Origin of the sequence: Flagellimonas sp., from assembly GCF_965222555.1 — a bacterium.
GTDB lineage: Bacteria > Bacteroidota > Bacteroidia > Flavobacteriales > Flavobacteriaceae > Flagellimonas.
Genome location: NZ_CBDCUG010000001.1, coordinates 323,008 through 335,000 on the forward strand (window position 1 = coordinate 323,008; position 11,993 = coordinate 335,000).

Consider the following 11,993-nt stretch of genomic DNA (forward strand, 5'->3'; position numbering starts at 1 on the left):
AAATTCCATTGTAAATAATTAAAACCAATCAAAATTATGAAAAAAAAACAACCCAATGTTTTTTCATTAGAAATTCCTATTGCAAGGATTATGAAAATCTACCTCATTTTGGTCTGCTGCACATTGGCCAAATTATTCGCCTCAAATGCAAACGCGCAGACGATTACACTAGCAAGAGAAAATGTAAAAATTAAAAAGATATTGAATGAGATAGAGAAGAGTAGCAATTACAACTTCTTTTACAACACTAATTTTGTTGATGTCAGTAGAAAAACTTCATTGAATATAAAAAATGCCTTGATCAATGAAGCATTGAGCATGTTGTTCGGCAATACTACGATTGATTACAGTATTATTAAAAATCAAATAGTATTGTACCCTAAGAACAACCCTCAAATAAAGAAAGAAATAGAAGCCCTTTTTAGGGACAGCGAGGTAAGAAATGGTGAACAAAACCAATTGAGTACCATGCTATCCAGTACCATTATTAAAGCAGCACAAAGCCAAGTAAATGGTACGGTTACCGATTCTGACGGAAATCCGCTACCTGGCGTAAGTATCCTAATTAAAGGAGCTACGGTAGGAACAACCACTGATTTTGATGGAAACTATAATATCAATGTTCCTTCGGAAACTACTGTTTTGAGATTTTCTTACATAGGTTTTGTCCCCCAGGAAATAACTGTGGGAAATCAGACAAGAATTGATGTTGTCATGAAGGAAAATGCTTCGGAACTGGATGAAGTAGTGGTAGTTGGTTACGGTACACAGAAAAAAACAAATGTTACAAGTGCTGTTGTTTCAGTGGATAGCGAAGAACTTAACCAAAGTTCAGTTGCCAACATCAGCAATGCTTTGGTAGGTAGATTACCTGGACTTATCGCTACGCAGAGAAGTGGACAACCAGGTTCAAACGGATCAAACCTTTTGATTCGTGGTAGGAGTACATTGGGTAATTCATCTCCTTTAGTAATTGTTGATGGTGTACAGCGTAACTTTTCACAATTGGATCCAAACACTATAGAAACCGTAACTATCTTAAAAGATGCCTCAGCGGCAGCCGTTTATGGAGTTAGAGGGGCCAATGGTGTTATTTTAATAACCACCAAACGAGGTAAAACAGGAAAGCCTACCATTACATACACCTCTGAGATTACCACATCCAGACCTACTCAGCTTCCAAAATATTTGGGAAGCTATGACTATGCGGTTTTGTTCAATGAAGCCAAAAGAAATGAAGGCAAAGCGGAATTATATACAGCCGAAGACCTTGAAAAATACAGAACAGGATCTGACCCAATAACCCACCCTAATACAGATTGGTACGCAGAGGGTCTAAAGTCATCCGCATTGCAACAGCAGCATAATGTTACAATTTCAGGTGGGTCGGAAAGAGTTAAGTACTTTGTGTCAGGAGGTTTTTTATCCGAAGGGGGATTGATGCCCAATATAAATTATGACCGTTACAACATAAGAGCCAACATGGATTTTCAGATAACTGATGCCCTCAAAGTTTCTTTGGACATGGGTGGACGTCAGGAAGAAAGACTTTCACCAACATCAAGTGTTGGGACATTCTTTAGTGGACTCTCAAGATTGGCGCCAAATACAATAGCATACTACCCTAATGGACTTCCTGGAACAGGAGCATTTGGGAGCAATCCTATTGAACAAGCAAGAGAAGGTGGAGTTAGGCAGTCCACCAGTATTGTTTTGTTGGGGAATTTAGGATTTGAATACAAGATTCCATTCGTGGATGGACTTACCTTAAAAGGATATACGGCAATTGACCGTATTTACAATACCACCAAAACACTTGAAAAACAATTCACCGTTTATGATTTTGATTCAAGCACGGGAGACTACAATCCTGCGTCCCGTGGCCAATCAAGTATTAGTGAATCCTATTTCCAGAGTGCACCGGATAGTGGTTCAGGAGTTCCTGACCCAATCATAACCTATAATGCCACATTAAACTACGATAAAACTTTTGGCATACATCAAGTAACTGGCTTGTTAGGAGCTGAAAAAGCCATAAATAGACGCAGATGGTTTGGTGCTAGACGTTTAAACCTCACTTCGGATGCGCTTCCCCAATTGGATTTAGCAGATTCTGGATCCGCACAGAATAACGGTAATGCTAGAAGTAATGCACGCTTAGGATACTTGGCAAGGTTCACTTATGCCTTTGATTCCAAATACCTATTGGAAGGTAGTTTTAGATATGATGCTTCGGAAAACTTTGCTCCTGATAAAAGATGGGGGTTCTTTCCATCATTCTCTGCTGGTTGGAGAATATCTCAAGAAAAGTTCATGGAAAAAGTCAACTTCATAAATGAATTGAAGCTTAGGGCTTCTTGGGGACAATTGGGTAACGACCGTATTGCTCAGTTCCAGTATTTGGATGCATTTGATTTTTCTGGAGCATATATTCTTGGAGGTAATCCTGTACAGACCATTAGACCTGGTGTAATTCCTAATCGCGATGTCACCTGGGAAACAGCTACCATAAAGAACATTGGTTTCAACTTGGAAGTGTTTGAAAGCAAGTTAGCGGTCGAGTTTGATTATTTCAGCAAAACGACGGAGGACATATTGACTCCCCCAACCAGAATAGTGCCTGGTTTTGTTGGAGCTTCTTTACCCAATGAAAATTTAGGAATTGTAGATAACAAAGGATTTGAAATCGCAATTGACTATAAAAATACCATAGGTGACGATTTCTTCTACTGGGTAAAAGCAAATTACACAGATGCACAGAACAAGCGCGTTGAAATTGGTGAACCTGAAGATGTTGCGGACAACCTACGTGTTACAGGAACCCAAATAGGCACTCGATTTGGTTTGATTGCAGATGGTCTTTTTCAATCCCAAGCAGAAATTGATGCACATGCTGATCAATCTGGATTTGGAGCATTGGCCCCTGGAGATATTAGATATAAAGATGTTAATGAGGATGGCGTTATCAATAACGATGACCGTGCAAATATTGGCGTTGTTAGCGACCCCAATGCTATTTTTGGATTCTCTTTTGGTGCTAGCTATAAAGGATTTGATATGAGTGCGCAATTCCAAGGCGCCCATGACTTTAACGTATACCTATCTGAAGAAGCTGCATTCCCATTCTTTAATGGAGGAAAAGTTTTGGAACAGCACTTGGACCGATGGACTCCAGATAATCCAAATGCAAGATTCCCAAGGACGCTTACAGAAGACACCAACAATAGAGTTGTTTCATCCTTTTGGGTACAAAATGCCAATTACTTAAGATTAAAAAATGTTGAGATAGGTTACAACTTTCCCAGCGATTTGATATCGACACTCAAATTAGATCAATTAAGGTTGTATGTATCGGGGTTAAACCTATATACATGGACAGACATTGTAAACTTTGATCCTGAAGCACCCAGCGGAAGAGGAGCTTTTTATCCGCAGACCAAATCGTACACTTTAGGTTTGAGCGTAAGTTTCTAATTGTTGAACAAAAAAATAAGAAAAATGAAAAACATAAATAAACTATTATATATAATAGCCCTGATTTCCTTTGTAGGTTGTCAAGATGATTTTTTGGACCTAACTCCTCAAGACAAGCTGAATTCTGAAGCGGTTTGGAATGACGCAAAACTTGTTGAACTGGTTATCAATGAAATGTATCAATCCCTACCCGACGGTTTCAATAGAGGGTGGTACATGTTGGGTGCGGCCACGGATGATGCCGAAAATAGCTACGGATGGCCAAGTGGTCAGGCATTTAACCGTGGTGATTATGGACCTAGCAACTATCCCATGGGTGGCACTTGGTTTGGAAATTATGCTATGATCAGACAGGCCAACCTGTTTTTGGCCAATGTAACGGAATCATCGGAAATAGATGTTGATATACGTAATAGAATGACCGGTGAGGTACATTTTTTGCGTGGGTTCTATTATTTTGATTTAATGAGGCATTACGGAGGTGTTCCCCTTTTGGAGGAAGCAATCTCATTAGAAGATGATTTTAATATTCCAAGAAGTTCCGAAGAAGAGATAATTGCTTTTATTGTAAAAGAATTGGATGCTGCATCAAGCCTGTTACCAGAAAGTTACGATGGTAGTTTATTGGGCAAAGCTACCAGAGGTGCCGCATTGGCACTTAAAGGAAGAACACTGTTATATGCTGAAAAATGGACAGAATCCGCATCAGCCAGCAAGCAGGTAATAGATTCTGGAACATATACGCTTTTCTCAGATTATCACAGTCTTTTCCATGCAGCAAATGATAATAATGAAGAAGTAATTTTTGACAAGCAATTTCAAGATCCAGACATTGGTCACTATGCCCATTTATTCAACCATCCAATTTCATTGCCCAATGGAGGATGGGGAGGAACATCTCCAACCCAAGAGTTAGTGGATGCATATGAGATGACAGATGGTATGTCCATTGAAGATTCACCCCTTTACGATTCCAATGATCCATATACAGATAGGGATCCTCGCTTTTATGCTTCCATATTTTACGATGGTTCCCCTTGGCGAGGTGAACCCATTGAAACTAGATTGGGTGGATTAAGTGGAATAGAGAAGAACGGTGATGCCACAAAAACGGGGTACTATATGAAAAAGTTCCTTGATGAATCTTTTGAAAATTATGGATGGGGACAACAAGAAGGAAGTAACAACTGGATTCATATACGTTATGCGGAGGTACTGTTGAACTATGCTGAGGCCCAAAATGAAGCTGTAGGACCAGATGCAAGTGTGTATAGTGCCATAAATGAAGTAAGGGCCAGACCAGGTGTCAATATGCCCCCATTACCCGCTGGGTTATCCAAAGAACAAATGCGGGACAGAATAAGAAATGAACGCAGGATCGAATTGGTATTTGAAGAACATAGGTTTTTTGATGTCCGTAGATGGGGTATTGGCGAAGATGTCTTTAACAAACCCATTCATGGTATCCGGATTGGCCCCAACGGTGAGCTGACGGGTGCAGATGACCAAGGAAAACCTTATGGCATTTTTGAAGTAGAGAACAGGGTATTTGCGCCAAAAAACAACCTGGCTCCCATACCGCAAAGTGAGATTGATAAACTCCCGGATGTATTGACACAAAATCCAGGGTATTAAAAAAAGCAGAGTTAGAGTTAGTTATTTTAGTTTTTGAAAAGCCCATTTGATAAAATAAATGGGCTTTTTCTAACTTAATCAGTAAGTATTATATGGAACCTATTTCAATCAAAATCACAAATTATTAATAAATTTTAGTATAATCCATTAGCGTTTTTTTCCAAACCAACACCTAGAAAATATAATCCCATGTCAAAAAAAATAACGGTACTCTTTATTTGTGCGGTATCAATGATATTGTTCAACTGTAAAAAATCGATAGAGGCAAAAAGTGAGAAAAACATTGCTGATATGCCGTTGTTTGAAACCGTTCCTTCCTCAGTTTCCAAAATAACTTTTAAGAACGACTTAAAGGAAACAGAATTTATGAATGGGATTTTTTACGAATACTTCTATAATGGAAGTGGCGTGGCCGTTGGTGATTTTAACAATGATGGATGGGAAGATATCTATTTTGTTTCTACCCTGGGAAATAATAGACTCTATCTCAATGAACAGAACATGACCTTTAGGGACGTGACCAATAGCTCTGGTGCAGATAGCGGAAAAGGGTTTGACTCTGGGGTAACAGTAGTGGACATCAACCAAGATGGGCTTTTGGATATTTATGTATGCCGCACAGGCAGGTTTAAAGAAGAGGCTCCACGTAAAAATGCCTTGATGGTTAATATGGGAATCAAAAATGGAGTTCCAGTATTTAAGGAAATGGCTGCTTCCTATGGTCTTGATGATCCCTCCTTTTCTACTCAAGCAGGTTTTTTTGACTATGATAGGGATGGAGATTTGGATATGTTCCTTATCAATCATGGTATTGACACCTACCCAGAAAGTAAAATTGAAGTATTTGCAAATTCGTCATCCAAGTATAGAGGCGAAAGACTTTTCCGAAACGATAATGGAAAGTTTAAAGACGTAACCAAAGAATCCAATATTATCAACAATATGTTAGGTTATGGACTTGGAATTGCCTTCGGTGATTTAAACAATGACGAGTGGCCGGATGTATATGTCAGTAATGATTTCTCTGGACAAGATCATATGTACATCAATCAAAAAGATGGAACGTTTCAAGAAATTGCCAAAAAAAGCACAGGACACATATCAAACTTCTCTATGGGAAATGATATAGCGGATTACAACAACGATGGATTGTTGGATATAATTACGGTTGATATGATGGCCGAGGACAATTTTGGAATAAAAACCAGTATGAGCGGTATGAATCCTGCGAGGTTCTATCACCATGTGGAAGCGGGATTGCACCACCAGTATATGTACAACACCTTACAGTTGAACAACGGCGTTGATCCCAAGGACAATCTTCCTAAATTTTCTGAAGTGGCCCAAATAAGTGGAATTGCAAGTACAGATTGGAGTTGGTCGCCTCTTTTTGTAGATATGGACAATGATGGCTATAAGGATTTGTTCATTTCAAACGGAATAAAGCGCGATTTTAGAAACAACGATTTCAACATTTACCGAAAAAAGAGAGAAGAGGCATTAAAATCAGGGGACAAAGGTGTACGGAGCAATTTTGTTGCCGATTTGTTGGGAAAAATGCCTCAACGGAAAAAGACCAATTACTTTTATCTCAATAATGGGGACCTAACATTCAAGAAGCTTGAAGTACAACAACCGGCTACAAGCTCTAATGGTGCCGCATATGCTGATTTTGATAATGATGGAGATATTGATTTTGTGGTCAATAATGCAGATGATATTGCCTATATCTATAAGAACAATGCTACCCAATTAAATCAAAATAATTATCTAAAACTTAAAATAATTGGCTCACCTAAAAACAAAAATGGAATTGGAGCTAGAATTAAGTTGTCTTACAATGATAATTTGCAAATACAGGAAAATTATATTTCAAGAGGGTTTCAATCCGCTATTTCGTCAGTAATGCATTTTGGATTGGAAAAGATTGACATAATTGACAAGGTTGAAATAATCTGGAATGATGGTAAAATGCAAACTTTGGAAAAAGTGAAAGCTAATCAGTTGCTTACCATTGATTATAAAAATGCCAAACAAAAAGAAGATGTAAACAGCAACGAAACAAGAAAACAATATTTGTTTACTGATATCTCAGACGATATACTTCTCAAGGTTAAGCATGAAGAGAATCCCTTTAATGATTTTCAAAGAGAGGAACTCCTTCCCCATAGGATGTCAACTCTCGGTCCAGCCTTAGCCGTGGCTGATATCAATGGTGACGATTTGGATGACTTTTTTCTCGGGGGTGCTATTGGGCAGTCTGGAAAAATATACCTTCAACAGCCAAATGGAAGTTTTATGGTTAGTTCTTCACCTGTTTTTCATAAAGATAAAGGCTATGAAGATATGTCAGCCATTTTCAACGATTTTGACGGCGACGGTGATGTGGATTTGTATGTCGCAAGTGGAGGAAATGAATATGATTCTGGGTCTATGTACTTGCAGGATAGGCTTTATTTGAACGATGGTGAGGGTAGCTTCATAAAAGCATCCAACGCATTGCCCCAATTAAGGTCAAGTGCATCTTGTGTCATAAGTGGTGACTATGACAATGACGGAGACCTTGATCTCTTTATTGGAGGTAGGCAAAAACCAGGGAAATATCCACACCCAGGAGATAGTTATATCCTAAGAAATGAAAGCTCAAACGGCATCCCTAAATTCCGCGATGTAACTGATGATTTGAACATTGAACTCAAAAATATTGGAATGGTAACCGATGCAGCTTGGGTTGATATAAATAAAGATGATAATATAGACCTAATTGTTGTAGGCGAATGGATGTCCCCGACACTTTATTTAAACAACGGAAAAACCTTTGATAAACAATCGGATTTTTCCAATGAAACAGGTTGGTGGAATACAATAACAACTGCAGATATTGATCAGGACAATGATATGGATTTTGTACTGGGCAATTTGGGGTTAAACTACAAGTACAAGGCAAGCATGCAAGAACCATTTGAAATTTACGCAAATGATTTTGATAACAACAACACGCTGGATATCGTATTGGGGTATTACAACAGTGGGGAGCTTTTTCCCCTTAGAGGAAGAGAATGTAGCTCTAATCAAATTCCTTCTATAAAAAAGAAATTCCAGACCTATAACGAGTTTGGTTCAGCAACACTGATTGATGTATATGGTGAGAATGCTTTAAAAAATGCATTACATTACGAAGCCTCCAACTTTGCATCTTCAATAGTTAAAAACAACTTGGATAATGGTTTTGAAATTACACCATTGGATAACTATTTACAGCTTTCTTCCATTAACGATATAGCAATAGATGATTTTGATAATGACGGAATATTTGATATGGTTGTAGTAGGAAATCTATACGGTTCAGAAATTGAAACTCCTCGAAACGATGCTAGCTATGGCATGTTTCTTAAAGGAAAAACCAACGGAGGCTATACTGCCATACTGCCCTATGAAAGTGGTCTTTTTGTGGGTGGAGATTCTAAGGTAGTTGAAGTGTTGAGAACCAATTCCGGTAAAGCTTTATTAATAGGAAAAAATGATGGTTATCTACAATTGGTAAAAATAAACGAGCCGTAAATACTCCATTTAGGAAATTAATAATCGGTCAATTCGGGAATCTTAGATTCAAACCTTCCCCATGGGATAATTGTTTTATTTTTGTCGTCAATCTTTTGGATTTCCATTTTTAATGACCTTCATAATTCTTGTTTTAGCAGTTTGGGCCAGTTTTGCCTTTGTTTGGATCACAAAACCCAAGAACAAAAAAAACATAAAACTTTTGCTGGCCTTCAGTGGCGCATTTTTGTTGGCCCTTACCTTTTTTGAGCTGCTACCAGAAGTATATGAGCATCAAGAGCCAAAAACCATTGCCATTTTTATCCTAGCGGGAATTTTACTTCAGATTTTTTTGGAGTTCTTTTCTAAAGGAGCAGAACATGGACATGTACATTTAGATTTGGAAAAAACTAAGTTTCCAGTACTACTATTTATAAGCTTATCGTTACATGCCTTGATAGAAGGAGTGCCTATGCAAGATGGTAATTCCATTTTATACGGGATTTTAATCCATAAAATACCCGTAGCAGTCATACTGAGTATCTTTTTAATCAATTCAAAATTGAAAAAAAGTTCGGTTGTTCTATTTATTGCGGCTTTTTCGTTGATGACTCCCATAGGAGGATATTTGGCGCAATCCGCTTGGATGGCAGATTACACATCAATCTTACAGCCCTGGCGATTGGTGTATTTTTACATGTTTCAACCATCATCCTTTTTGAAAGTTCTCAAGGGCATTCTTTCAATTTGAGAAAGTTATTGGTCATTGTTCTGGGTATTGGAATTGCTTATTTCATATAGTCAATCAGGTAGTTCAATTTAGGATTTCCAAAAGAATCAATACCCAATGACTAATTGCCCCACCCAGCACAAAAAAATGCCAAATCAAATGATTATACGGGATTTTCTTAAGAGCATAAAATAGTATACCGAACGTATAAAAAGCTCCGCCCAGAGCAAGATAAAATAGTCCATTTGAAGATAGGTTTTCAGAAAGAAACGGATAATCAATGACGACCAACCATCCCATTACACCATAAAGCACTAACGAAAAGACTTCGAACTTTCCAGTAAAAAAAAGCTTTAAAATTGTTCCGAAAATTGCTATTCCCCAAACCGAATAGAACAACAGCCATCCTTTCGAATTCAATAAAATTATCAAGCAAACTGGTGTGTAAGTACCAGCAATTAGATAATATATACTTATATGATCTAAAATTCGAAGTTTCTTTTTGAGCTTAGGATTTTCAACAGCATGATACAAAGTTGAAGCTGAAAATAACAAAATCAATGATACACTATAGATAATAATACTGCCATATAAATAGGGTACGCTTGTTAAATCGTTCTGAAGGAATAGAACAAAACCGATAATTGAAAGTACAATTCCAAAAGCGTGGGAATAGGCATTCCATTTTTCTTCTATTAAAACCGATTTGGGATTAGAGGTCAAGAAAAGTTGTTTTATTTATAGCGTTTACCATGTTTGATGACCATATCCACATCTTGCAACAAACTGATATAGCGTAAAACATCGCCATCCACTGCTATGATATCAGCATATTTCCCGGGAGTGATAGTTCCCACATCATCTGCAACACCCATCCATAGTGCTGGCCAGTACGTAGCAGCACGAATCGCATACATGGGGTCTATGCCAAATTCATTTACCCATACATCAAGTTCATTCCATGTGGATTGACTATGGAATTTCATGGGGATACCGCTATCGGTACCAACCAACAAAACAACTCCAGCATCCAAAAGTTGGTGAATTTTGGTCTTTAATGTGGGTTTTCTTGAAGGTGTCAATTGAAAATAAGGTAAACGATCTGGATGTCTGAAACTATTTCTGATATCAGCAATGATACTATCTGGTAATCCCAGATGCCAAGAATTGTTATCCAATTTTTCAGGATTGTCCCTGGTATATTCATAATTATAAAGCCCTTCAACGGTTGGGCACCAAAATAAAGGTCCTTTGTTCATTTGGGCCGTTCGTTCCTTGATCATCTCCATAACATCATCAGGATACTGTGGTGCAGAAGACAATCCAGTATGCTCAAAACAATCTACTCCCACTTTTAAACCCCTTCTAATTTCTTCAGGTCGATGCCCATGTGCTACAACCTTTAGATTATATTTATGCGCTTCGTCCACCACGGCTTTAAGCTCTTCCATGCTCATTTGGTCTTGATCTATCAATTTTATGACATCAACACCAGCATCTGCCAATTTCTTGATTTTTCGCTTTCCATCCTCAGGACTGTTTACGCCCCATCGAAAGTCTTCCGTACCCGGATAAGGTTTATGTTGAATAAAGGGCCCTGAAACATATAAAGTTGCTCCGGGTATTTCGCCGTTGTTGATTCTATCCCGAACTGAAATGCTTTCCTTTAAAGGTGCTCCCAAATCTCGTGCACTGGTAACTCCGGCCATTAAAAGTTGATGGGCGGAAGATGGCATTATTACATCTTCAAATAAGGGCGGGTAGGTTTTGTCCCAATACGTATAATCGGCATGACCATTGATCATGGTATGCACATGCATGTCCCAAAGACCTGGAAGGACACTCATTCCTTCTGTTGATATAATTTCGGTATTATCAGGAATGGGAAGCGTTTCTACGGTTCCAATAGCTTTAATACGCTCTCCCTCAATCAATATTACACTGTTCTTTATAGGGTCTGAGCCAAATCCATCTATCAAGGTTCCTCCAACCAAAGCTTTAAGTTGGTTTTCTTGGGAAAACATAAAAATGGTGATAAAGAAGACACAGAAAGTTGATTGAAGTTTGAGCATGGCTTTGTTTTTTCTAAAGATAGTATAAAACAAAAAAAGGCCCTTTACGTATTGTAAAGGGCCTTCAAGGAAGGCGGCGACCTACTCTCCCACTTGGTATAGCAGTACCATCGGCGCAAACGGGCTTAACTTCCCTGTTCGGAATGGAAAGGGGTGGGCCCCGTCGCCATGGCCACCTAGATTTTATCCTGAACTTGTTTCAGGACCTCCCACATAAGGAGGAATGTTTTTAATATGACATATGTTGGGACGGTGCTCTGCACCGGTCAAATAAGAAGCAAGAAGTGTTTTGGTATATAAAGAACTGCCGAGGGGCAGTGCGCAAGCATACGGGCAATTAGTACCACTCGGCTGCGTACATCGCTGCACTTCCACCTATGGCCTATCAACGTGGTCATCTCCCACGGCCCTTTAAAGAAATCCCATCTTGTGGCGGGTTTCGCGCTTATATGCTTTCAGCGCTTATCCCATCCCGACTTAGCTACCCAGCGATGCCCCTGGCGGGACAACTGGTGCACCAGCGGTCGGTCCAGTTCGGTCCT

General features: G+C 38.8%; 6 protein-coding genes and 2 rRNA genes (1 of these 8 running past the window's edge). 4 read left to right on the top strand and 4 right to left on the bottom strand.

All coding sequences use genetic code 11. The features are described 5' to 3' along the window. Window positions 1-36 precede the first annotated feature (36 nt). The 4 genes from ACOQO1_RS01395 (at window position 37) to ACOQO1_RS01410 (ending at window position 9,400) form a co-directional block, all read left to right on the top strand. Window positions 37-3,474 carry a TonB-dependent receptor gene (locus ACOQO1_RS01395; protein ID WP_420601078.1) on the top strand — a complete coding sequence of 1,146 codons (3,438 nt, stop codon included), beginning with the start codon at window positions 37-39 and terminating at the stop codon, window positions 3,472-3,474. A 24-nt stretch (window positions 3,475-3,498) separates the two neighbouring features. Beyond that, the gene (locus ACOQO1_RS01400) at window positions 3,499-5,109 is read left to right on the top strand and encodes a RagB/SusD family nutrient uptake outer membrane protein (protein WP_420601079.1); all 1,611 of its coding nucleotides are present in this window, start codon (window positions 3,499-3,501) and stop codon (window positions 5,107-5,109) included. 189 nt (window positions 5,110-5,298) lie between these two features. Next, window positions 5,299-8,670: a VCBS repeat-containing protein gene (locus ACOQO1_RS01405; protein WP_420601080.1), complete on the top strand. Its 3,372-nt coding sequence runs from the start codon at window positions 5,299-5,301 to the stop codon at window positions 8,668-8,670. Window positions 8,671-8,782: 112 nt separating this feature from the next. Beyond that, the gene (locus ACOQO1_RS01410) at window positions 8,783-9,400 is read left to right on the top strand and encodes a ZIP family metal transporter (RefSeq protein WP_420601081.1); all 618 of its coding nucleotides are present in this window, start codon (window positions 8,783-8,785) and stop codon (window positions 9,398-9,400) included. A gap of 63 nt (window positions 9,401-9,463) precedes the next feature. Here ACOQO1_RS01410 and trhA read toward each other — a convergent pair whose 3' ends face one another. The 4 genes from trhA to ACOQO1_RS01430 form a co-directional block, all read right to left on the bottom strand. Continuing rightward, window positions 9,464-10,102 (bottom strand): PAQR family membrane homeostasis protein TrhA, encoded by a 639-nt coding sequence (gene trhA, locus ACOQO1_RS01415; protein ID WP_420601082.1) that lies wholly within the window; start codon window positions 10,100-10,102, stop codon window positions 9,464-9,466. 11 nt (window positions 10,103-10,113) lie between these two features. Next, window positions 10,114-11,451: an amidohydrolase family protein gene (locus ACOQO1_RS01420; protein WP_420601083.1), complete on the bottom strand. Its 1,338-nt coding sequence runs from the start codon at window positions 11,449-11,451 to the stop codon at window positions 10,114-10,116. Between the two features lie 68 nt (window positions 11,452-11,519). After that, window positions 11,520-11,631 (bottom strand): 5S ribosomal RNA (gene rrf / locus ACOQO1_RS01425). Window positions 11,632-11,768: 137 nt separating this feature from the next. Continuing rightward, window positions 11,769-11,993: ribosomal RNA gene (locus tag ACOQO1_RS01430) — 23S ribosomal RNA — on the bottom strand (it continues 2,601 nt past the right edge of the window).

Coding starts and splice junctions, on each gene's coding strand:
- ACOQO1_RS01400 (WP_420601079.1), top strand. CDS start 3,499: ATGAAAAACATAAATAAACTATTATATATAATAGCCCTGATTTCCTTT.
- ACOQO1_RS01395 (WP_420601078.1), top strand. CDS start 37: ATGAAAAAAAAACAACCCAATGTTTTTTCATTAGAAATTCCTATTGCA.
- ACOQO1_RS01420 (WP_420601083.1), bottom strand. CDS start 11,451: ATGCTCAAACTTCAATCAACTTTCTGTGTCTTCTTTATCACCATTTTT.
- ACOQO1_RS01405 (WP_420601080.1), top strand. CDS start 5,299: ATGTCAAAAAAAATAACGGTACTCTTTATTTGTGCGGTATCAATGATA.
- ACOQO1_RS01410 (WP_420601081.1), top strand. CDS start 8,783: ATGACCTTCATAATTCTTGTTTTAGCAGTTTGGGCCAGTTTTGCCTTT.